At 69.6% G+C, this 22,047-nt stretch carries 20 protein-coding genes; all 20 read left to right on the forward strand.

Annotated features, from left to right (window positions below; genetic code table 11):
- Positions 1-103 precede the first annotated feature (103 nt).
- A complete protein-coding gene (locus J6U32_RS15385) occupies positions 104-1,210 on the forward strand; it encodes a M24 family metallopeptidase (RefSeq protein ID WP_208791100.1) in 1,107 nt (368 codons plus the stop codon).
- A 35-nt stretch (positions 1,211-1,245) separates the two neighbouring features.
- Positions 1,246-1,809: an elongation factor P gene (gene efp, locus J6U32_RS15390; protein ID WP_014359916.1), complete on the forward strand. Its 564-nt coding sequence runs from the start codon at positions 1,246-1,248 to the stop codon at positions 1,807-1,809.
- Positions 1,810-1,823: 14 nt separating this feature from the next.
- A complete protein-coding gene (nusB, locus tag J6U32_RS15395) occupies positions 1,824-2,291 on the forward strand; it encodes a transcription antitermination factor NusB (RefSeq protein ID WP_208791101.1) in 468 nt (155 codons plus the stop codon).
- A gap of 147 nt (positions 2,292-2,438) precedes the next feature.
- The gene (pyrR, locus tag J6U32_RS15400) at positions 2,439-3,026 is read left to right on the forward strand and encodes a bifunctional pyr operon transcriptional regulator/uracil phosphoribosyltransferase PyrR (protein ID WP_208791102.1); all 588 of its coding nucleotides are present in this window, start codon (positions 2,439-2,441) and stop codon (positions 3,024-3,026) included.
- Positions 3,026-3,976: an aspartate carbamoyltransferase catalytic subunit gene (locus tag J6U32_RS15405; RefSeq protein WP_208791103.1), complete on the forward strand. Its 951-nt coding sequence runs from the start codon at positions 3,026-3,028 to the stop codon at positions 3,974-3,976. Before pyrR ends, J6U32_RS15405 begins: the two co-directional genes overlap by 1 nt.
- The gene (locus tag J6U32_RS15410; RefSeq protein WP_208791104.1) at positions 3,973-5,283 is read left to right on the forward strand and encodes a dihydroorotase; all 1,311 of its coding nucleotides are present in this window, start codon (positions 3,973-3,975) and stop codon (positions 5,281-5,283) included. The genes J6U32_RS15405 and J6U32_RS15410 overlap by 4 nt, the downstream gene beginning before the upstream one ends.
- Positions 5,280-5,846, forward strand: a complete 567-nt coding sequence (locus J6U32_RS15415) for a transporter (protein ID WP_208791105.1) — start codon at positions 5,280-5,282, stop codon at positions 5,844-5,846. Before J6U32_RS15410 ends, J6U32_RS15415 begins: the two co-directional genes overlap by 4 nt.
- Positions 5,843-7,012 carry a glutamine-hydrolyzing carbamoyl-phosphate synthase small subunit gene (gene carA, locus J6U32_RS15420; protein ID WP_208791106.1) on the forward strand — a complete coding sequence of 390 codons (1,170 nt, stop codon included), beginning with the start codon at positions 5,843-5,845 and terminating at the stop codon, positions 7,010-7,012. Before J6U32_RS15415 ends, carA begins: the two co-directional genes overlap by 4 nt.
- Positions 7,012-10,362 carry a carbamoyl-phosphate synthase large subunit gene (carB, locus tag J6U32_RS15425; protein WP_208791107.1) on the forward strand — a complete coding sequence of 1,117 codons (3,351 nt, stop codon included), beginning with the start codon at positions 7,012-7,014 and terminating at the stop codon, positions 10,360-10,362. Before carA ends, carB begins: the two co-directional genes overlap by 1 nt.
- Positions 10,359-11,180, forward strand: a complete 822-nt coding sequence (gene pyrF / locus J6U32_RS15430) for an orotidine-5'-phosphate decarboxylase (protein WP_208791108.1) — start codon at positions 10,359-10,361, stop codon at positions 11,178-11,180. The genes carB and pyrF overlap by 4 nt, the downstream gene beginning before the upstream one ends.
- A gap of 22 nt (positions 11,181-11,202) precedes the next feature.
- Entirely contained in the window at positions 11,203-11,841 is a 639-nt protein-coding gene (locus J6U32_RS15435; RefSeq protein ID WP_208791109.1) for a response regulator, read from the forward strand.
- Positions 11,838-13,109: a sensor histidine kinase gene (locus J6U32_RS15440; protein WP_208791110.1), complete on the forward strand. Its 1,272-nt coding sequence runs from the start codon at positions 11,838-11,840 to the stop codon at positions 13,107-13,109. Before J6U32_RS15435 ends, J6U32_RS15440 begins: the two co-directional genes overlap by 4 nt.
- A 491-nt stretch (positions 13,110-13,600) precedes the next feature.
- Positions 13,601-13,915, forward strand: a complete 315-nt coding sequence (gene mihF, locus J6U32_RS15445; protein ID WP_006370261.1) for an integration host factor, actinobacterial type — start codon at positions 13,601-13,603, stop codon at positions 13,913-13,915.
- 26 nt (positions 13,916-13,941) lie between these two features.
- On the forward strand, positions 13,942-14,532 hold the full coding sequence (gmk, locus tag J6U32_RS15450) for a guanylate kinase (protein WP_208791111.1): 591 nt from the start codon (positions 13,942-13,944) through the stop codon (positions 14,530-14,532).
- 113 nt (positions 14,533-14,645) lie between these two features.
- A complete protein-coding gene (gene rpoZ / locus J6U32_RS15455) occupies positions 14,646-14,945 on the forward strand; it encodes a DNA-directed RNA polymerase subunit omega (protein ID WP_012834143.1) in 300 nt (99 codons plus the stop codon).
- 20 nt (positions 14,946-14,965) lie between these two features.
- Positions 14,966-16,264: a bifunctional phosphopantothenoylcysteine decarboxylase/phosphopantothenate--cysteine ligase CoaBC gene (gene coaBC / locus J6U32_RS15460; protein WP_208791112.1), complete on the forward strand. Its 1,299-nt coding sequence runs from the start codon at positions 14,966-14,968 to the stop codon at positions 16,262-16,264.
- Positions 16,265-16,334: 70 nt separating this feature from the next.
- Positions 16,335-17,546, forward strand: coding sequence for a methionine adenosyltransferase (gene metK, locus J6U32_RS15465; protein ID WP_208791113.1), 1,212 nt, complete (start codon positions 16,335-16,337; stop codon positions 17,544-17,546).
- A gap of 8 nt (positions 17,547-17,554) precedes the next feature.
- Positions 17,555-19,585 (forward strand): primosomal protein N', encoded by a 2,031-nt coding sequence (locus J6U32_RS15470; protein ID WP_425324138.1) that lies wholly within the window; start codon positions 17,555-17,557, stop codon positions 19,583-19,585.
- Positions 19,586-19,640: 55 nt separating this feature from the next.
- A complete protein-coding gene (fmt, locus tag J6U32_RS15475; RefSeq protein ID WP_208791114.1) occupies positions 19,641-20,576 on the forward strand; it encodes a methionyl-tRNA formyltransferase in 936 nt (311 codons plus the stop codon).
- The gene (locus J6U32_RS15480) at positions 20,573-22,033 is read left to right on the forward strand and encodes an RsmB/NOP family class I SAM-dependent RNA methyltransferase (RefSeq protein ID WP_244332004.1); all 1,461 of its coding nucleotides are present in this window, start codon (positions 20,573-20,575) and stop codon (positions 22,031-22,033) included. The genes fmt and J6U32_RS15480 overlap by 4 nt, the downstream gene beginning before the upstream one ends.
- The last annotated feature ends 14 nt before the right edge of the window (positions 22,034-22,047 follow it).

The raw sequence follows: 22,047 nt of genomic DNA on the forward strand, positions 1-22,047 counted from the left end.
TACTAGAGGGTTGGCGCATTCAGTGCTCTTGGACACAGTTCGCGGCTCGACGCAGGGCCCGTCTCGGCACGGACGGTCGGGCTCGAGGCCTTACCGTGAAGCCATGACCTTCACACATGACCATGCCGGTCGTCGTGACCGGCTGCGTGACCTGATCGGTGGTGGTGACCTCGCCGTCGACGCATTCCTGGTCGGTGATCTCACCAACGTGCGCTACCTGACCGGATTCACCGGCTCCAACGGTGCGGTGTTGATCTCGGCGTCGGGTCCGGCGGGCGATCGCATCTGCACCGACGGCCGCTATCTCACCCAGGTCGGTGAGCAGGCCGGTGATCTCGAACCCGTCATCGCCCGCGACTGCCCACCGGCTCTGCTCCGCGTCGCCGCCGACGCCGGGGCGCGACGGATCGGGTTCGAAGCCGACGCGCTCACGGTCGCCGCGCACCGGGCTCTGGGCGCGGACGCGCCGGACGGAGTCGAACTCGTCGGTCGGACCGGCCTGGTGCAGGGTTTGCGGGAGATCAAGGATGCCGGGGAGATCGCGCTGTTGCGGCGGGCCTGCCAGATCGGTGACGAGGCACTTGCCGCACTGATCGAAGGCGGGGGATTACGGGCGGGAGCCACCGAGCGAGAGGTCGCCCGCGCCCTGGAGTGGGAGATGTTCCGGCGCGGCGCGGACGCGGTGGCCTTCGAGACCATCGTCGCCGCAGGCGCCCACTCGGCGATTCCGCACCATCGCCCCACCCACGATGTGCTCGCCGACGGCGACTTCGTGAAGATCGACTTCGGCGCGGTGTTCGGCGGCTACCACTCCGACATGACCCGGACCTTCGTGCTCCGCCGCGCCGCGTCGTGGCAACGTGAGATCTACGAACTCGTCGCCACCGCGCAGGCCGCCGGTCGGGCGGCACTGCACCCGGGTGCCGACCTGCGCGGGGTGGACGCCGCGGCCCGGTCGGTCATCGCCGACGCCGGTCACGCGGAGAACTACGTGCACGGTCTCGGGCACGGAGTCGGCCTCGAGATCCATGAAGCGCCCGGAATCGGCAAGCTCGCAACGGGTACACTGCCTTGCGGCGCAGCGGTGACCGTGGAACCCGGGGTCTACCTCCCGGGCCGAGGTGGAGTCAGGATCGAGGACACCCTCGTCGTCACCGACGGCGAACCGGAGCTGCTGACCGCCAGCGACAAGACATTCACCGTCATCTGACGGTTCTCGACGTCAAGAAGGAAGAGACGACACATATGGCGACCACCGCCGATTTCAAGAACGGCCTCGTGCTCCGCATGGACGACCAGCTCTGGCAAATCCTGGAGTTCCAGCACGTCAAGCCCGGCAAGGGCCCGGCCTTCGTGCGCACCAAGATCAAGAACATCCTGTCGGGCAAGACCGTCGACAAGACCTTCAATGCCGGGGTCAAGGTGGAGACCGCGACCGTCGACCGTCGTGACATGACCTACCTCTACAACGACGGCACCGACTACGTCTTCATGGACGCCCAGGACTACGAGCAGTACTCGCTGGCACCGGCAACCGTCGGTGACGGCGCCCGGTTCCTGTTGGAGAACATGACCGTGCAGGTCTCGCTCAACGACGGCACCCCGCTGTTCGTCGAGCTGCCGGTCACCGTCGAGCTCGAGGTCACCCACACCGATCCGGGCCTGCAGGGCGACCGCTCCACCGGTGGCACCAAGCCCGCCACCATGGAGACCGGCGCCGAGATCGCGGTTCCGCTGTTCATCAACACCGGCGACAAACTGAAGGTCGACTCGCGCGACGGCAGTTACCTCGGCCGCGTCAACAACTAGCGAGATCCCCACACGTGAAGCAGCCCGGAACCCGACACAAGGCGCGTCGCCGCGCCATCGACCTGCTGTTCGAGGCGGAAGCCAAGGCCGTCAGCCCGGCCGAACTCGTCGCCGAACGGCGGGAGCTGGTCCGTACCGACGAGAGTGTCGGACAGATCCACCCCTACACCGCGCGGGTCATCGACGGTCTGGTGGTCGACCAGGCGCAGATCGATGCGGTCATTTCCTCGCACCTGAAGGGCTGGACCCTGGCCCGTCTGCCCGCGGTGGACCGGGCGATCCTGCGCCTGTCCACCTGGGAGTTGTTCAACGCCACCGACGTCGACCCGGTCGTCGTGGTCGACGAGGCGGTCGAACTCGCCAAGGAACTGTCCACCGACGATTCGCCCGCCTTCGTCAACGGGGTGCTGCAGACGATCGCCGACCTCGCCCCGCAGGTGCGGGCCGCGCAGGCGGCGGGTTCGGACCGCGACAACCACTGAGCCGGCCCGGCCGAGTCCACTGAGCGGCCGAGTCCACTGAGCCGATCCGGCCGAGTCCGGTTCGGCGCACACGATTCCGGCGTGTACTCTTGGCCGCGACAGACATCCTTTAACGATCCGTCCCGTGAGGCGGAGAAGGAGGTCGGCGTGGTCACGCCCACCGACGGTGCACCCTCAGGTAGACGAGTTCTCCTCGACGCCGGGGACGTCTCGCGGACCATTGCCCGCGTCGCACACCAGGTGATCGAGAAGAACGCTCTCGACGCCCCCGACGCCCCGCGCGTCATCATCATCGGGATTCCCACTCGCGGAACCACTCTCGCCGACCGGCTGGCCGCCAAGATCGGCGAGTTCGCCGGACGCGACATCCCCGTCGGCTACCTCGACATCACCTTGTATCGCGACGATCTGCGCGACAAACCCCACCGCCCCCTCGAACGGACGGTGGTACCGCCCGGCGGTGTCGACCACGCGATCGTGATCCTGGTCGACGACGTCCTCTACTCCGGTCGCACGGTGCGGGCCGCCCTCGACGCCCTGCGCGACCTCGGCCGCCCCGACGCGGTGCAGCTCGCCGTCCTCATCGACCGCGGCCACCGCGAATTGCCCTTGCGCGCAGACTATGTCGGCAAGAACATTCCGACCTCACGTGACGAGAGCGTCGCCGTGCACCTCGTCGAGCACGACGGACTCGACGAGGTCGTGTTGAGCGCGGCCGGCGCAGGGGAGCGCTGATGCGACACCTGCTGTCCACCGAGGACCTGTCGGCGGCCGAGGCCACCGAGTTGCTCGACGAGGCCGAACGCTTCGAGCAGGCACTCGCCGGACGTGAGGTCCGCAAACTGCCGACCCTGCGCGGGCGCACCGTCATGACGGTCTTCTACGAGAACTCCACCCGCACCCGGGTGTCCTTCGAGACCGCGGGCAAATGGATGAGCGCCGACGTGATCAACGTCTCGGCGTCGAGTTCCTCGGTCGGCAAGGGGGAGTCGCTGCGTGACACCGCGATGACCCTGCGCGCCATCGGAGCCGACGCGCTGATCGTCCGGCATCCGGCTTCGGGTGCGGCACAACAGATCGCGCAATGGACCGAGGGACGCGACGGCATCGGCCCGTCGGTGATCAACGCCGGTGACGGCATGCACGAACACCCCACGCAGGCGCTCCTCGATGCCCTGACGTTGCGTCAGCGACTCGGCTCACTGCAGGGTCGCCGCATCGCGATCGTCGGCGACGTCCTGCACTCCCGGGTGGCCCGCTCCAACGCGCATCTGCTCTCGACCCTCGGCGCGGAGGTGGTGCTGGTGGCGCCACCGACACTGCTGCCGGTGGGCGTCGACACCTGGCCGGTCACCGTGTCGAGCGACCTCGATGCCGAACTGCCGGCCGTCGATGCGGTGATGATGCTGCGCGTGCAGGCCGAACGCATGAACGGCGGTTTCTTCCCCAGCGCGCGCGAGTACTCGGTGCGTTACGGGCTCTCCGAGCGCCGCCTGGGACTGCTCGGTGACAAGGCGGTGATCCTGCATCCGGGACCGATGCTGCGCGGCATGGAGATCGGCTTCTCGGTCGCCGACGCCCCCGCGGCCACCGTCCTCGAACAGGTACGCAACGGAGTCCATGTGCGGATGGCGGTGTTGTTCCGCCTGCTCGTCGGGACCGAACAGTCAGGAGTATCGCAGTGAGCGCCCCGAGGAACATCGGAACTGTTGTCCTGCAACAGGTTCGGCCGTACGGCGAGGACACGGTCGACGTGGCCGTCGTCGACGGGGTGATCACCGAGATCGGGACGTCGGTGACGGTGCCCGACGGAGCCGAGCGCATCGACGGTGCCGGTGCGGTGCTGCTGCCGGGTTTCGTCGACCTGCACACCCACCTGCGGGAGCCGGGCCGGGAGGACACCGAGACCATCCGCACCGGCTCGCGGGCGGCGGCGCTCGGCGGGTACACGGCGGTGTTCGCCATGGCCAACACCGATCCCGTCGCCGACAACTCGACGATCACCGACAGCGTCTGGCGGATCGGGCGCGACGTGGGTCTGGTCGACGTCCACCCGGTCGGGGCGGTCACCGTCGGCCTGGGCGGTGAGCAACTCGCCGAGATGGGCATGATGGCGGCCGGCGTCGCGGGTGTGCGCATGTTCAGCGATGACGGCAAATGCGTCCACGACCCGCTGATCATGCGCCGCGCCCTCGAATACGCCACCGGACTCGGCGTGCTGATCGCCCAGCATGCCGAGGAGCCGCGACTGACCAAGGGTGCCGTCGCCCACGAGGGACCGAACGCGGCACGGCTGGGCTTGACCGGATGGCCGCGCGCCGCCGAGGAGTCGATCGTGGTGCGCGATGCGCTGCTGGCCCGCGACGCCGGGGCGCGGGTGCACATCTGTCACGCCTCCACCGAGGGCACCGTCGAGCTCGTGCGTTGGGCCAAGGAGCAGGGGATCTCCATCACCGCCGAGGTCACCCCGCACCACCTGCTGCTCACCGACGAGCGCCTGGCCACCTATGACGCGGTCAACAAGGTGAACCCGCCGCTGCGGGAGGCCCGCGACACCGCAGCGCTCGTGCAGGCGCTGGCCGAGGGCATCATCGACTGCGTGGCCACCGATCACGCGCCACACGCCTCGCAGGACAAATGCTGCGAATTCGCCCAGGCCAAGCCGGGCATGCTCGGGCTCGAGACGGCATTGCCGATCATCGTGGCGACCATGGTCGAACCCGGATTGCTGGACTGGCGCGGGGTCGCCCGGGTGATGAGCGAACGACCCGCGCAGATCGTCGGACTCACCGATCAGGGACGCCCCATCGCCGTCGGCGAACCGGCCAACCTGACCCTGGTCGACCCGTCCTCGCCCTGGGTGGTCCGCGGTGACGAGCTGGCCAGCCTGTCGTCGAACACGCCGTACGAGGAGATGACGATGCCCGCGCGGGTGAGCGCCACGCTGCTACGGGGTGTCGTCACTGCCCGGGACGGGCGGGCGAGCGCATGAGTGAGATCTTCCTCGACCTGATCATCGTGATCGTCGTGTTGGCCGCGTGGCTGGCGCTGGTGGCCCTGTTGCTGCGGGGCTGGCGCAATCGAGGCCGACGCCAGGCCGAGGCGATCGGCGAGATCCCGGGCTTCCCCGACGATCCGGGTGCTGCGCTCCTCGGCCCGGATTCCGGACTCTATCTCGGCGCCACACTCGCCCCGAGCTGGCAGAACCGGGTCGCCGTCGGCGATTTCGGCGATCGCGCCGCCGCCGACATCTCCGCGTTCACCGACGGTATCGGCATCGAGCGCGCCGGCGCCTCCACGATCTGGATTCCGCGGTCGTCGATCACCGCGATCCGGACCGAGAACGGCCATGCCGGAAAGGTGATGGGCCGCGGCGGTGTGCTGGTGATCCGGTGGACGCTGCCGTCGGGAACCGAGATCGACTCCGGCTTCCGCGCCGACGACAAGGCCGTCTACCCCCCGTGGATCGCCGAATTCTCCGCGGCACCGGCCGATTCCGAGACCCCGGCCCACACTGAGACATTGACCGATAGCGAACAGGGGAAAGATCAATGACCGCAGCGGTTCTGGTGCTCGAGAACGGTCAGGTGTTCTCCGGGCAGCCCTACGGAGCCACCGGCGAGACACTCGGTGAGGCCGTGTTCTGCACCGCGATGACCGGATATCAGGAGACGCTGACCGACCCGAGCTATCACCGCCAGATCGTGGTCGCGACCGCACCGCAGATCGGCAACACCGGTTGGAACCCCGAGGACGGCGAATCGACCGGCAGCGCCGGGAGCGACGGCATCGACGGTGACTCCGGCAAGATCTGGGTGGCCGGTTACGCGATCCGCAATCCCGCACGGCGCGTGTCGAATTGGCGGGCCACGACGAGCCTCGAGGAGGAACTCGTCCGCCAGGGTGTGGTCGGCATCGCGGGTATCGACACCCGCACCGTCGTGCGCGTGCTGCGTGATCACGGATCGATGCGGGCCGGGGTGTTCTCCGGTCCGGCGCTCGCCTCCACCGAGGAGATGCTCGGCCGCGTGCGCAGCCAGCCGTCGATGAAGGGCGCCGACCTCGCCGGGGAGGTGTCCACCGACCGGGGCTACCTCGTCGAGCCCGCGCAGCAGGCGCGACTGACCGTCGCCGCCATCGATCTGGGTATCAAGACCAACACCCCTCGGATGTTCGCCCAGCGCGGCGTGGCGGTGCACGTGTTGCCCTCCGACACGTCCTTCGCGGCCATCCGCGAACTCCGGCCCGACGGGGTGTTCTTGTCCAACGGTCCCGGCGACCCGGCGACCGCCGATGCCGCCGTCGCACTGACCCGCGAGGTCCTCGGAGCGGATCTGCCGCTGTTCGGGATCTGCTTCGGTAACCAGATCCTCGGACGAGCCCTGGGCCGCTCCACCTACAAGATGACCTTCGGGCACCGCGGGATCAACATCCCGGTCATCGACCACGCCACCGGCACGGTGTCGATCACCTCCCAGAACCACGGGTTCGCCCTCGAGGGGGAGGCCGGCGAGGAGTTCGACACCGATTTCGGCCGGGCCCGCGTCAGCCACACCTGCGCCAACGACGGAACCGTCGAGGGCGTCGAATTGCTCTCGGGCCGTGCGTTTTCGGTGCAATACCATCCCGAGGCCGCGGCCGGACCCCATGACGCCGCGTATCTCTTCGACAAATTCGTCACCCTGCTCGAGGGTGACCGCGCCAACGGAACGAGGGCCTGATGCCGCGCCGCACCGACCTGTCGCACGTCCTGGTGATCGGTTCCGGACCGATCGTCATCGGCCAGGCCTGCGAGTTCGACTACTCCGGCACCCAGGCGTGCCGCGTCCTCAAGGCCGAGGGCCTGCGGGTCAGCCTGGTGAACTCTAACCCGGCCACGATCATGACCGACCCGGAGTTCGCCGATGCCACCTACATCGAGCCGATCACCGCCGAATACGTCGAGAAGGTCATCGAGGCCGAACGCGACGCCGGGCATCCCATCGACGCCGTGCTGGCCACCCTCGGTGGTCAGACGGCGCTGAACACGGCTGTGGCACTGCATGATCGGGGTTCGCTGGAGAAATACGGCATCGAGCTCATCGGCGCCGACTTCGATGCCATCCAGCGCGGCGAGGACCGGCAGATGTTCAAGGACATCGTCGCCAAGGTCGGCGGCGAGAGCGCCCGCTCGGCCGTCTGCCACACCATGGCCGAGGTGCGCGAGACCGTCGCCGAACTCGGCTATCCGGTGGTGGTGCGGCCGTCGTTCACCATGGGCGGCCTCGGATCGGGCATGGCCTACGACGAGAACGACCTCGAGCGCATCGCCGGCGGTGGCCTGGCCGCATCGCCGACGGCGAATGTGCTCATCGAGGAGTCGATCCTCGGCTGGAAGGAATACGAGCTCGAGCTGATGCGTGACAACCGCGACAACGTGGTCGTCATCTGCTCCATCGAGAACGTCGACCCGGTCGGGGTGCACACCGGTGACTCGGTGACCGTGGCGCCGGCGATGACCCTCACCGACCGCGAATACCAGAAGATGCGCGACCTCTCGATCGCCATCCTGCGCGAGGTCGGCGTCGACACCGGCGGCTGCAACATCCAGTTCGCGCAGGACCCCGCCGACGGTCGTCTCGTCGTCATCGAGATGAATCCCCGTGTCTCGCGGTCCTCGGCGCTGGCCTCCAAGGCGACGGGATTCCCGATCGCCAAGATCGCCGCGAAACTCGCGATCGGGTACAGCCTCGACGAGATCACCAACGACATCACCAAGGAGACTCCGGCCTGCTTCGAGCCGACACTCGACTACGTCGTGGTCAAGGCTCCGCGGTTCGCGTTCGAGAAGTTCCCCGGCGCCGACGACACACTGACCACCACCATGAAGTCGGTGGGCGAGGCGATGAGTCTGGGCCGGTCGTTCGCCGAGGCGCTGGGCAAGGTGATGCGCTCGCTGGAGACCAAGGCGGCCGGATTCTGGACCGAGCCCAACCGGCCCGACCCGTCGACGGTGGACCTCGAGGCGCTCCTCGATCAGTTGCGCACCCCCAAGGACGGCCGGCTCTACGGCATCATGCTGGCCTTCGATGCCGGCGCCACCGTCGAGCAGTTGTACGAGGCCACCGCGATCGACCCGTGGTTCCTCGCCGAGATCGGCGGGATCGCGGCGCTGGGCACCGAGATCCGCGACGCCGGGCAGCTGACGGCGGAGTTGCTGCGCGAGGCCAAGTCGACCGGCTTCTCCGATCGCCAGATCGCGGCGCTGCGTTCGGATTTCGCCGACGAGGACGCGGTCCGCGCCTTCCGGCACGCCTCGGGTGTCCGCCCGGTCTACAAGACCGTCGACACGTGCGCGGCCGAATTCGAGGCCAAGACGCCCTATCACTATTCGACCTATGAGCTCGATCCGGCGGCGACCAGCGAGATCGCGCCGCAGCCCGATCGGCCCAAGGTCCTGATCCTGGGTTCGGGACCCAACCGCATCGGGCAGGGCATCGAATTCGACTACTCGTGCGTGCACGCCGCGCTCACGCTCAGCGAGGCCGGCTACGAGACGGTCATGGTCAACTGCAACCCGGAGACCGTCTCGACCGACTACGACACCGCCGATCGCCTGTACTTCGAGCCGTTGACCTTCGAGGACGTCCTCGAGGTGTTCCACGCCGAATCGGAGTCGGGCACCGTCGCCGGCGTTATCGTCCAGCTGGGCGGGCAGACCCCGCTGGGATTGGCCGACCGGCTCGAATCCGCGGGCGTCCCCATCGTCGGCACCAGCCCCGCGGCCATCGACCTCGCCGAGGACCGTGGCGAATTCGGCAAGGTGCTGACCGCCGCGGGACTGCCCGCGCCGGCGTTCGGGACGGCCACCAGCTTCGACGAGGCACGCGAGACCGCCGCCCGGATCGGCTACCCGGTCCTGGTGCGTCCCTCCTACGTGCTCGGCGGGCGCGGCATGGAGATCGTCTACGACGAGTCGTCCCTGGCCGACTACATCTCGCGCGCAACCGAATTGACCCCCGATCACCCGGTGCTGGTGGACCGGTTCCTCGAAGACGCGGTGGAGATCGACGTCGACGCGCTGTGCGACGGCACCGAGGTCTACATCGGCGGGATCATGGAGCACATCGAGGAGGCCGGGATCCACTCCGGCGACTCGGCGTGCGCGCTGCCGCCGATCACCCTCGGTCGCGCGGACCTGCAGATGGTGCGCGAGTCGACCGAGGCACTGGCCAAGGGGATCGGGGTGCGCGGACTGCTCAACGTCCAGTACGCGCTCAAGGACGACATCCTCTACGTGCTCGAGGCCAACCCCCGCGCGAGCCGCACGGTGCCGTTCGTCTCCAAGGCCACCGCGGTACCGCTGGCCAAGGCATGTGCCCGCGTCATGCTGGGCACCTCCATCGCCGAGCTGCGTGATCAGGGCATCCTCGCCGCCGACGGCGACGGTGGCCACGCCCCGGTGCACGCACCGATCGCGGTGAAGGAAGCGGTGTTGCCGTTCAACAGGTTCCGCCGCCACGACGGCACCGGGGTCGACTCGCTGCTCAGTCCGGAGATGAAGTCCACCGGTGAAGTGATGGGCATCGACGCCGATTTCGGGCGGGCCTTCGCCAAGTCGCAGACCGCCGCCTACGGCTCGCTGCCCACCGACGGCGCCGTCTTCGTGTCGGTGGCCAACAAGGACAAGCGGGCGCTGCTGTTCCCGGTCAAACACCTCGCCGACCTCGGATTCACCATCCTGGCCACCGAGGGAACCGCAGAGGTGTTGCGGCGCAACGGCATCGAGTCGCAGACGGTGCGCAAGCACTTCGAGGCACAGCCGGGGGAGCCGACCATCCTCGACGCCATCCGCGCCGGTGAGGTGGCGATGGTCATCAACACGCCCTACGGCCAGTCCGGCCCGCGGGTCGACGGCTACGAGATCCGCAGTGCCGCCGTGGCCGCCGGAATCCCGTGTATCACCACGGTGCAGGGTGCCAGCGCGGCGGTGCAGGGCATCGAGGCCGCGCGGGGCAACCAGATGGGTGTCGAGGCGCTGCAGCGGCGCCACGCGGCCCTGGTGAACGAGCCGGGCGGGACCGAGAAGTGACCGGATTCGGTCCCCGTTTCCGCACCGCCGTCACCGCACGGGGGCGGCTGTGCGCGGGGATCGACCCGCACGTCGAACTCCTCGAATCCTGGGGTCTCGGAGCCGACCCGGCCGGGCTGGACCGCTTCGCCGACATCTGTATCGAGGCGTTCGGGTCGGTGGCGGCGGTCGTCAAACCGCAGGTGGCGTTCTTCGAGCCGTTCGGCGCGGCCGGCCTGGCGACCCTCGAACGGGTCATCGCCGGATGTCGCGACGCCGGGGCGCTCGTGCTCGCCGACGCCAAACGCGGTGACATCGGATCGACGATGGCCGCCTACGCGCGAGCGTGGCTCGACGATTCGTCGCCGCTGGCCTCCGACGCGGTCACCGTCTCCCCGTACCTCGGATTCGGTTCCCTCGCACCGGCTCTCGACGCGGCACGCCCGGCCGGGCGGGGCGTGTTCGTCCTCGCCCGCACCTCCAACCCGGAGGGTGCGTCGGTGCAACTGGCCGATGCCGACGGGCGAACGGTGGGGCAGCGGATCGTCGACGCGGCCGCCGCGGTCAACACCGACGGCGCGGGCACGGTGGGCGTGGTGGTCGGTGCGACCCGTGCGCACGGCCTCGATCTCACCGCACTCGCCGGTCCCGTCCTGGCCCCGGGCCTCGGCGCCCAGGGCGCACGCGCCGAGGATCTCGGTTCGGTCTTCGCCGAGGCCGACCTCGACTGGCTGCTGCCGGCGAGTTCACGCGGGGTGCTGCGCGCCGGCCCCGACATCGGCGCGTTGCGCGCGTCGTTCGAGGCCGCGCGTGATGAGGTGGAATCAGCGCTGTCGTGAGGCCGGCGCCCGAGGAGGCCGCATGAACCGGACCATCAGCGTCGTGGTCGTCGACGATCACCCGTTCTTCCGGGACGGCCTGTCGCGAGGATTGTCGGCCAGCGGTCGCATCCGGGTGGTCGGGGAGGCCGGGGATGCGCGGTCGGGGATCGCCACGATCGGCGAACTGCAGCCCGACGTCGCCGTCGTCGACTACCAGATGCCCGGCATGACGGGTATCGATCTCGTCCACGCGGTGACCCGGGACGGAGTCTCCACCAGGGTGCTGCTGCTTTCGGCGGTCACCGATTCGGTGGTCGTGTTCGACGCGCTGCGCGAGGGTGCGGCGGGCTACATGTCGAAGGACGCCGACCGCGACGCCATCGTCGGAGCCGTCGAACGGGTCGCGCGCGGCGAGACGGTCGTGCCACCCGAGCTCGCCGCCGGTCTCGTCACCCAGATCCGGGCGCACGCCGCTCCCGGTGCACCGACACTCAGTGAGCGAGAAAGCCAGGTGCTCAACGGTTTCGCGCGAGGCCTGTCCATTCCGCAGATCGCCGCCGAGCTCTACATCGGTGCGTCGACCGTCAAGACCCACGCGGGCAACCTCTATCAGAAGCTCGGTGTCTCCGATCGTGCCGCCGCGGTCGCCGAGGGCATGCGGCAACACCTCATCGAATGAGTCGGGAACCTCTCGGGCGGTGGCGGCCACGCGGGTTTTCCGCACCGGGTCTCGGTGAGCCGGCACTCGACCGCATTCTCTACGAACACGCCCTGCTCGGGCTGCGTGTGCAGGTGGTGGTGCGGCTGACGCTGGCGGTGTTCATGACGCTTGTCGTCGCCCTCGATCCACCCGCGCACCTGTTGGTGCCGACCTGGGCGGTCGTCGGCGCCTACGTGGTGTGGGCGGTGGCCAGCATCGTGCCCGCACGACGTGCCGGCCGGCGGACGCTGTACTGGGCGTGGCTGGCGCTGTTGGTCGATCTGGTGGCCCTCACCACCGTCGCGTCCTTCGCCGCCGCCTCCGACGCGACCAGCTGGACCTCGGACGTGTTGCTCACGGGCTTCGCGCTGCTCCCGATGGCGGCGGCCACGCAGTTGCGTCCGGCGGTGTGTGCCGCGATCGCGGTGCCGACCGCGCTGGTGTTCTTCATCACCAGTGCGGCCGCACGTACGGCCAACGGCGAACCCTGGTCGTCGGTGCTGTTGCACACGATGGTGATCGCCGGCCTCGGGCTCGCCGCGGTGCTGCTCTCGCGGGTTGCGCGGTCACGGGTGCTCACCATCGCCGTGCTGGCCCGCGAACGGGCGCAGTTGCTCGAGGATGCGCTGCGCGTCGAGGCCCGCGAGCGGCAGGCACTGGCCGAGGCGTTGCACGACGGGGCCCTGCAGTACGTGCTCGGTGCGCGCGCCGAGATGGACGCGGTGCGCCGGGGCGATCCGGTGGCGATCGATCGGGTCGAGGTCGCCCTCGCCGAATCCGGCCGGTTGCTGCGATCGACGTTGACGGCACTGAACCCGGCGGTCCTCGAGCATCACGGGTTGGCGGTCGCGGTCACCGAACTCGCCCGGACGACGCAGGCATCGTCGGGGGTGACGGTGCTGGTCGACGCCGCGGCCTGGCCCGATGGGCCGACCCCGGTCGACCGGCTGCTGTTCGCGTCAGCCCGCGAACTGCTCATGAACGTGGTCAAACATGCCCGCGCACACCGGGTGGAGCTCACGCTCGAGCACACCGACGGGCAGGCGCGGCTGATCGTCGTGGACGACGGTGTCGGCGTCACCGACGACGACGTATCGGGCGAGCGACTCGACGCCCAGATGGCCACCGGCCACCTCGGGCTCGCCTCGCGTCGGGTTCGGCTGGCCGCCGCCGGCGGATCCCTGACGGTCCGGGCCCGCCCCGGCGGCGGGACCGTGGCGATCGCGACGGTCCCGACAGACCGCTGAGCCGATTCGCCGAGCCGGTCCTCCGTTTGCCGTTCGGGTCCCACGACACGCGCAACGTGCGGGGAATGTTCGGAGCAATTCGGCGTGACCACACCCGTCACACCAGTCCCAGAGTTGTCGCCGTGGGCAGAATCGGTCGTCGCCCGGCGATATCGCCGCATTCTGGTGTCGGCCTCGACACACCCCGCTCACCTGCGGTTATGGTCGCAACCATCCGGGTTGATGGGGTACGGTGATGCCCGATCGACCCGCCCACCGGCGGGCGGTCCGCGGGCAACCTACAGCACCGCCTACGCGGCGCTTGGCAGGGGTGGCCCTCGCAAATGCCTGCTCACGTGGGTACGGTCGCTTTCGCCGCACCAAATCGGTGAGTGCCGGTCGTGGCGATCCGTCGCAGCGACCCACCGCACCCGCTCACGAGCGGCCACACGCCACCGGGCACCACACGGTGCCGGTGCAGTCCAGATCGATAACGAAAGACGGAGGAACCCGTGGCGCTTCCCCAGTTGACAGACGAGCAGCGCGCCGCTGCGTTGGAGAAGGCTGCTGCCGCCCGCCGAGCGCGCGCCGAGCTCAAAGAGCGTCTCAAGCGTGGTGGCACCGACCTCAAGCAGGTGCTCAAGGATGCCGAAGATGACGAGATCTTGGGCAAGATGAAGGTCTCGGCCCTGCTCGAAGCCCTGCCGAAGGTCGGCAAGGTCAAGGCGCAGGAGATCATGAACGAGCTGGAGATCGCCCCGACGCGCCGCCTGCGCGGTCTCGGCGATCGTCAGCGCAAGGCGTTGCTCGAGAAGTTCAGCTCCTGACCGAGCACAACGAACACAGCAGCGTGATGGGCCAGCCCACACGTACGAGGGGCCGACTGGTGGTACTGGTCGGCCCCTCTGCTGTGGGCAAGTCGACGGTCGTCGGCAGGGTTCGGGAGCTGGTTCCCGACCTGTGGTTCAGTGTCTCGGCGACCACCCGCGATCCCCGCCCCGGCGAGGTCGACGGACGCGATTACCACTTCGTCTCCCGCGCCGACTTCGACCGCATGATCGCCGACGGCGAGTTGCTCGAGTGGGCTGAGATCCACGGCGGGCTGCAGCGCTCGGGCACACCGTTGCGCCCCGTGGAGCAGGCGCTGGAGTCCGGCGTGCCGGTTCTGCTCGAGGTCGATCTGGTCGGCGCCCGCAATGTGCGACGCCGACTTCCGGAGGCGGACCTGGTGTTCCTGGCTCCGCCGAGCTGGGACGAACTGGAGTCACGATTGCGTGGTCGCGGCACCGAAACGCCCGAGGCGATCGATGCCCGATTGGCCACCGCACGCACCGAGATGGCTGCTCAGGACGAGTTCGATCACGTCATCGTGAACTCCCGAGTCGACCGCGCCGCCGATGAATTGGTATCCTTGCTGGTCGGACCCGAATCAGCGGCGAGCTGACCGCCGCCGGCGACCATGTCGCCGGTTCCCGCCCAGATGCCAACCCCTCAGATTCCAACCCCGCAGACTTCCACCCCGACAGACTTTCCACCCCACAACTCCCAGGAGTTCGCGTGAGCACGCAGACCAACTTCGAGATGACCGAGATCGCCGACGCACCGGCCTACGACACCCCGCTGGGTATCACCAACCCCCCGATCGACGACCTCCTCGAGCGCGCGTCGTCGAAGTACGCGCTGGTCATCTACGCCGCCAAGCGCGCCCGGCAGATCAACGACTACTACAACCAGCTCGGCGACGGGATCCTCGAATACGTCGGCCCGCTCGTCGAGCCGGGTCTGCAGGAGAAGCCGCTGTCGATCGCGATGCGCGAGATCCACTCCGACCTGCTCGAGCACACCGAGGGCGAGTAAGAAGCCCCGCAGGTCCGCAGATGACCGCAGCGACGACCGGACCGGCAGCACGCGGCCGCAAGCGCATCCTGATCGGGGTGGGCGGTGGGATCGCCGCCTACAAGGTGTGTTCGCTCATCCGGCATTTCACCGAGGACGGCCACGACGTCCGGGTCGTGCCCACGCGCAACGCGTTGGAATTCGTCGGCGCCGCGACCTTCGAGGCGCTTTCCGGTAACCCGGTGAGCACCGAGGTCTTCGACGGCGTCGACGAGGTCGTGCACGTACGGCTCGGCCAGGGTGCCGACCTGGTGATCATCGCCCCGGCGACCGCTGATCTGCTCTCGCGTGCCGCGACCGGCCGTGCCGACGATCTGCTCACCGCCTCACTGCTGGTGACGACGTGCCCGGTGTTGTTCGTGCCGGCGATGCACACCGAGATGTGGCGCCACCGGGCCACCCAGGCCAACGTCGCGACGCTGCGGGAGCGCGGGAACATCGTCATGTCGCCGGCGTCGGGCCGGCTCACCGGAACCGACAGCGGACCCGGACGTCTGCCCGAGCCGCAGGAGATCGCCCTCATCGGTGAGCTGTTGCTCGACCGCGCAGACGCCCTGCCGCACGATCTCGTCGGGGTACGCGTACTGATCAGCGCCGGCGGCACCCGCGAGCCTCTCGATCCGGTCCGCTTCCTGGGTAACCACAGCTCCGGCAAACAAGGTTTCGCACTCGCCCGCGCGGCCGCACAGCGCGGCGCCGAGGTGACCGTGGTCGCCGGGTCGACCGCCGGGGCCGGCGAGCCCGCCGCCGTCGAGGTCGTCCCGATCGACAGCGCGCGCGAACTGGCCGCGGAGATGACCCGCCGCGCCGCCGACGCCGACGTCGTCATCATGGCAGCCGCGGTCGCCGACTTCCGGCCCGTGTCCACCGCGGAGTCCAAGATCAAGAAGGGTGACGCGGGGCCCGCTCCGGTCGAGTTGACCACCAACCCCGACATCCTGCGCGGACTCGTCGAGGCCCGTGACGCCGGATCCATCCCGGTCGAAACGGTGATCGTGGGTTTCGCCGCCGAGACCGGCGACGAGACGGGTGGGGTCCTCGACCACGGTCGCGCGAAACTCAAGCGCAAGGGGTGCGATCTGCTGGTGGTCAACGCCGTGGGCAACGGCAAGGCTTTCGGCACCGAGGACAACACCGGGTGGCTGCTGTCGGCGCACGGCGAGGAGACCGCACTGCCGATGGGGACCAAAACACTCATGGCGAGCCGGATCCTTGACGCGGTCCGCTCACTGGTGCCTGATGGATCGGGCACCGCAACGCCCGCCACGCACACGTCATGACCCCTGTGTAGTTTTGTCTACGATCACCGGCGACGTCCGTACGTCGCCGTCACGACCTCGAGAGGATCCGATGTCCAGCTCTGCGTCCCGCCTTTTCACCAGCGAGTCCGTCACCGAGGGACACCCGGACAAGATCTGTGACGCGATCAGCGACTCGATCCTCGACGCCATCCTCGATCAGGACCCCAAGGCCCGCGTCGCGGTGGAGACCCTGGTCACCACCGGGCAGGTACACGTCGCCGGTGAGGTGACGACCAGCGCCTACGTCGACATCCCGGGCATCGTCCGCGGCAAGATCCTCGACATCGGCTACGACTCGTCGACCAAGGGCTTCGACGGCGCGTCGTGCGGTGTGAACGTGGCCATCGGCGCGCAGTCGCCGGACATCGCCGGCGGCGTGTTCAACTCCCACGAGAACCGCAGCGGCATCTCCGAGGACGAGATCGACGCCCAGGGCGCGGGCGACCAGGGCTTGATGTTCGGTTACGCCACCAACGAGACCCCCGAGTACATGCCGGTGCCCATCGCGCTGGCTCATCGCCTGTCGCGCCGCCTGACCGAGGTCCGCAAGTCCGGTGCGCTGCCGTATCTGCGTCCGGACGGCAAGACCCAGGTCACCATCGAATACGACGGTGACACGCCGGTCCGTCTCGACACGGTCGTGCTCTCCACCCAGCACGCCGCCGACATCGACCTGGACAACATGCTCACCCCCGACATCCAGAGCCAGGTCGTCGACCCGGTTCTGGCCGAACTCGATCTGCCGGGTCTGACCACCGACGGTTACCGGCTGCTGGTGAACCCGACCGGCAAGTTCGTCCTCGGTGGGCCGATGGGCGACGCCGGGCTGACCGGCCGCAAGATCATCGTCGACACCTACGGCGGTATGGCCCGTCACGGTGGTGGCGCCTTCTCCGGCAAGGATCCGTCGAAGGTCGACCGCAGCGCCGCCTACGCGATGCGTTGGGTCGCCAAGAACGCGATCGCCGCGGGCCTGGCCGACCGCGTCGAGGTGCAGGTCGCCTACGCCATCGGCCGCGCCGCACCGGTGGGCTTGTTCGTCGAGACCTTCGGCACCGAGAAGACCGACCCGGTGGTCATCCGGCGAGCGATCTCCGAGACGTTCGACCTGCGTCCGCTGGCGATCATCCGCGACCTGGATCTGCTGCGACCGATCTACGGTCCGACCGCCGCCTACGGCCACTTCGGACGCACCGACGTCGACCTCCCGTGGGAGCGCACCGACCGCGCCGAGAAGCTCCGCGCGGCCGCCGGACTGTAGTCCCCGCATTGGCGGCCGGTGGTGAGCGCGCCGGGGCCCGTGAGCGTGCACACACCGCACCCATCGCCCGTGTCCTGCCGATGCTGGGGCTCGCCCACCTCGACCGGCCCTTCGACTATCTGATCGACACCGAGCAGGACGGCGACGCGGTACCGGGTGTGCGGGTGCGGGTCCGCTTCGCCGGGCGGCTCGTCGACGGGTTCCTGTTGGAGCGGATCGACGGATCCGATCATGAGGGCCGCCTGGGCTGGATCGAACGGATCGTGTCCGCGGAGCCGGTGCTCTCCGCCGAGATCGCCCACGTGTGTCGCGCCGTCGCCGACCGGTACGCGGGCACGATGTCCGATGTCCTGCGTCTGGCCGTGCCCCCACGCCACGCCCGCACCGAGGCGCAACCGACCCCGACGCCGAGTACGGAGGTGGTCGCGCCCGACCGCAGCGCCTGGCAGGCCTATCGCACCGGCGCGGCGTTCCTGGAGTCGTTGGCGTCGTCGAATCCGCGCGCGGTATGGCAGGCCACCCCGGGAGAGAGCTGGCCGCATCGGCTCGCCGATCTCGCCGCGCTGACCGCCGCCGCCGGTCGTGGCGTGGTCATCGTCGTTCCCGACCAACGCGACCTCGATCGCCTCTCGGCGGCCTGCGAGCCGCTGTTGGGCGATCGCTGCGTCACCCTCGCCGCCGGTCTGGGGCCGACCGCCCGCTACCGGCGGTGGCTGGCGGTACGGCGCGGAGGAGCCGACGTCGTCCTCGGTACGCGCAGCGCGATCTTCGCGCCGGTGCACGATCTCGGGCTGATCGTGGTCTGGGACGACGGTGACGACAGCCTCAACGAACCGCGCGCACCATATCCGCATCCCCGGGAGGTCGCGGTGCTGCGCGCCCATCACGAGCAGGCCGGGCTGGTGATCGGCGGCTACGCGCGCACCGCCGAGGCACAGGCGCTCGTCGCGTCGGGCTGGGCGCACGATCTCGTCGCCGACCGCGCCGTCATCCGCGAACGCGGCGCGGCGATCGAGGCCATCAACGACGAGGACGTCCGCGTCGCGCGGGATCCGTTGGCGCACACCGCACGTATCCCGGCGGTCGCCTTCGATGCCGCGCGGCGCGCGCTGGCCGCCGACGCACCGGTGCTGTTCAGTGTCCCGCGGCGCGGCTACATCCCGTCGCTGGCCTGTGCCCGCTGCCGCGAACACGCCCGCTGCCGGGCATGCCACGGACCGTTGCAGATGGACGCCCACGGATCGTTGTCCTGCCGGTGGTGTGGGCGTCCCGAGACCAACTTCCGATGCCCGGAGTGCGGCGGCACCCGTGTGCGCGCCCTCACCGTCGGCGCCCGACGGACCGCGGAAGAACTCGGCCGGGCCTTCGCCGGCGTGCCGGTCGTCACCAGCGGAGGGACCGGCGTCGTCGACGAGGTGGAGCCGGGCCCGCGCGTGGTGGTGGCCACACCGGGGGCCGAGCCGGTGGCGCCGGGCGGTTACGGGGCAGCGGTCATCCTCGACACCTGGGCTCAGCTCGACCGCGCCGATCTGCGCGCCGAAGAAGATGCCGTGCGCCGGTGGATGGCCGTCGGCGCGCTGGTCCGGGCCCGGCGACAGGGCGGGACGATGGTCATCGTCGCCGACTCGACGCTGCATCCGGTACAAGCCCTGATCCGTTGGGACCCGGTCGGTTTCGCCGAGACCGAACTCGGGCGTCGCGTCGAGCTCGGCTTCCCGCCCGCGGTCACGATGGCCTCGATCGACGGTCCGGCCGAGCTGGTCACCGGTTTCGTCGACCAGATCGAGTTGCCCGACGGCGCCGACACCTTGGGCCCGGTCCCGCTGCCCGACGGTGTCCGTCCGCCCGCGGGCAGCGCCGACTGGGACCGGCCGGGCGGGCACGGCGCTCCCGACGAGATCGAACGGGTGCTGATCCGCACCGACCGCCGCGAAGGTCGCCGGCTGGCCGAGGCCCTGCGCGCCGCGCACATCCGGCGCAACGCGCAACGCGAGACCGGACCGATCCGGGTCCAGATCGATCCGCCTACGATCGGATGAACGCCGCGCACGTCGTGCGTGGGTCGAGATGGTCGAGCGAGTGGAGGAAACCGGCGTGAGAATCGTGTTCGCAGGAACACCGGAGGTCGCGGTGCCGTCGCTGCGACGGCTCATCGAGGGTTCCGAGCACGACGTCGTCGGAGTCATCTCCCGTCCGGATGCGGTCTCGGGACGCGGCCGCAAGGTGCACCGGGCGCCAGTCGCCGAACTCGCCGACACCCACGGCATCCCGGTCATCACCCCACGACGTCTCGGTGAACCCGAGGTCGCCGAGACGCTGCAGGGCTGGGCGCCCGACGCCGGGGCGGTCGTGGCCTACGGCGGGCTCGTGCCGCCGCCCCTGCTCGAGCTGCCCACCCACGGCTGGATCAACCTGCATTTCTCGGTGCTGCCCGCATGGCGGGGAGCGGCGCCGGTCCAGGCGGCGATCGCCGCCGGTGATGCCACCACCGGAGCCAGCACGTTCCGGCTCGAGAAGGGCCTCGACACCGGCCCGGTCTACGGGGTGCTGACCGAGGCCATCCGCGACACCGACACCAGCGGTGAACTCCTCGACCGTCTCGCCGACGCCGGCGCGGGTCTGCTCGTCGACACGTTGTCGGGCATCGAGGCGGGTGCGCTGACCCCGGTTCCGCAGCCGGCCGACGGCGTCAGCCATGCCCCGAAGGTCGAGGTCGACGACGCCCGGGTGCGGTGGGAACTGCCCGCGCACATCGTCGATCGCCGTATCCGCGCGCACACCCCGGCGCCGGGCGCCTGGACCACCCACGGTGACCTTCGGCTCAAACTCGGGCCGGTCACGATCGCGGATTCGGCTGCACCCGGGAACTTGGCGCCGGGTGAGGTATACGTGACGAAGAAAGTCGTGTTCGTCGGGACGGGCACCACCCCGGTCCGTCTGGGCCCGGTGCAGGCACCCGGCAAGAAACCGATGCCCGCAACCGACTGGGCGCGGGGCGCCCGCCTCGACGAGGGGAGCGTGCTCGGATGAGCAGACCACGCGGAGACCGCAACGGATCCAGCCGCGGCGGGACCGACCGGGGCAACCATCGTTCCGGTCCGGGACGCGGCTCCCGCAACGACCCGAAGGTGCGGGACAAGGCGGTCGATCCGGTCCGCGAGACCGCCCGCGACGTGTTGCGTGCGGTCCGTGAGCGCGACGCCTACGCCAACCTGGTGCTGCCGAAGATGTTGCGGGAGCGCCACATCAGCGGTCGTGACGCCGCACTGGCCACCGAACTGACCTACGGTTCCGCACGCGCGCAGGGCATCCTCGACGCGGTCATCGCCGCCGCCGCGAACCGCCCGGTCGACGAGATCGACGGCAAGCTGCTCGACGTGCTCCGGCTGGGCACCTACCAGCTGCTGCGCACCCGGGTCGGTGCCCACGCGGCCGTCGACACCTCGGTGGACCTGGTCCGTTCCGAAGCCGGCATCGGCCCCGCCGGATTCGTGAACGCGGTGCTGCGCAAGGTCTCCCAGCGCGACGAGGAGCTGTGGGTCGACCAGCTCGCCCCGTCCATGGCCGACGACCTGATCGGTCACCTGGCCTTCCGGTATGCGCATCCCCGGTGGATCGCGGAGGTATTCTACGACGCCCTCGGCGGGTCGTTCGGACAATTGCAGGCCGCGCTCGCCGCCGACGACGAGCGGCCGCCGGTGCACCTCGTCGCGCGGCCGGGTTTCATCACGGCCGAGGAACTCGCGCTGACCAGCGGGGGAGAGATCGGCAGATACTCGCCGTATTGCGTCTACCTGCCCGGCGGCGATCCCGGTGACGTGGAGGCGATCCGGCAGGGCTACGCCGGCGTACAGGACGAGGGCAGCCAGTTGGTGGCGCGGGCGGTGACCGTGGCCGACATCGGCACCGACGGCGGTCGGTGGCTCGACATGTGTGCCGGGCCCGGCGGCAAGGCCGCCCTGATCGGCGCGCTCGCCGACATCGACAACGCGCACCTCGACGCCATCGAGGTCAGCGAGCATCGCGCCGACCTCATCCGTGGTGTGGTGCGCGATCTCCCGGTCGACGTCCACGTGGCCGATGCGCGCGATGTCACCGCCCACACCGGACTCGCGCCCGGCTTCGACCGGATTCTGCTCGACGCCCCGTGTACCGGCCTGGGATCGTTGCGCCGCCGACCCGAGGCGCGGTGGCGCAGGCAGCCGACCGACGTTCCCGAACTCGTTGCGCTGCAACGAGAATTGCTGATCGAGGCGCTGCGGCTGGTTCGTCCCGGCGGGGTGGTGCTGTACTCCACGTGTTCCCCGCATCCGGCGGAGACCACCGACCTGGTGTCGGGGGTGCTCGAATCGGTCACGGCCGCACGCCAACTCGATGCGCGGCCGCTCGTCGGCGCCATCGAGCTCGGCGAGGGTCCGCACGTGCAGCTGTGGCCACACATCCATGGCACCGACGCGATGTTCCTCGCCGCGCTGACACGCGACTGAGACGCGCGGACCGA

It is taken from the genome of Gordonia polyisoprenivorans, assembly GCF_017654315.1.
In the GTDB taxonomy this organism is placed as follows: Bacteria; Actinomycetota; Actinomycetes; order Mycobacteriales; family Mycobacteriaceae; genus Gordonia; species Gordonia polyisoprenivorans_A.

Excerpts from the sequence above, each read along its gene's own strand:
- J6U32_RS15385 (WP_208791100.1), top strand. The coding sequence starts at position 104 with ATGACCTTCACACATGACCATGCCGGTCGTCGTGACCGGCTGCGTGAC.
- efp (WP_014359916.1), top strand. The coding sequence starts at position 1,246 with ATGGCGACCACCGCCGATTTCAAGAACGGCCTCGTGCTCCGCATGGAC.
- J6U32_RS15405 (WP_208791103.1), top strand. The coding sequence starts at position 3,026 with ATGCGACACCTGCTGTCCACCGAGGACCTGTCGGCGGCCGAGGCCACC.
- J6U32_RS15415 (WP_208791105.1), top strand. The coding sequence starts at position 5,280 with ATGAGTGAGATCTTCCTCGACCTGATCATCGTGATCGTCGTGTTGGCC.
- carA (WP_208791106.1), top strand. The coding sequence starts at position 5,843 with ATGACCGCAGCGGTTCTGGTGCTCGAGAACGGTCAGGTGTTCTCCGGG.
- carB (WP_208791107.1), top strand. The coding sequence starts at position 7,012 with ATGCCGCGCCGCACCGACCTGTCGCACGTCCTGGTGATCGGTTCCGGA.
- J6U32_RS15435 (WP_208791109.1), top strand. The coding sequence starts at position 11,203 with ATGAACCGGACCATCAGCGTCGTGGTCGTCGACGATCACCCGTTCTTC.
- J6U32_RS15440 (WP_208791110.1), top strand. The coding sequence starts at position 11,838 with ATGAGTCGGGAACCTCTCGGGCGGTGGCGGCCACGCGGGTTTTCCGCA.
- gmk (WP_208791111.1), top strand. The coding sequence starts at position 13,942 with ATGGGCCAGCCCACACGTACGAGGGGCCGACTGGTGGTACTGGTCGGC.
- coaBC (WP_208791112.1), top strand. The coding sequence starts at position 14,966 with ATGACCGCAGCGACGACCGGACCGGCAGCACGCGGCCGCAAGCGCATC.
- metK (WP_208791113.1), top strand. The coding sequence starts at position 16,335 with ATGTCCAGCTCTGCGTCCCGCCTTTTCACCAGCGAGTCCGTCACCGAG.
- J6U32_RS15480 (WP_244332004.1), top strand. The coding sequence starts at position 20,573 with ATGAGCAGACCACGCGGAGACCGCAACGGATCCAGCCGCGGCGGGACC.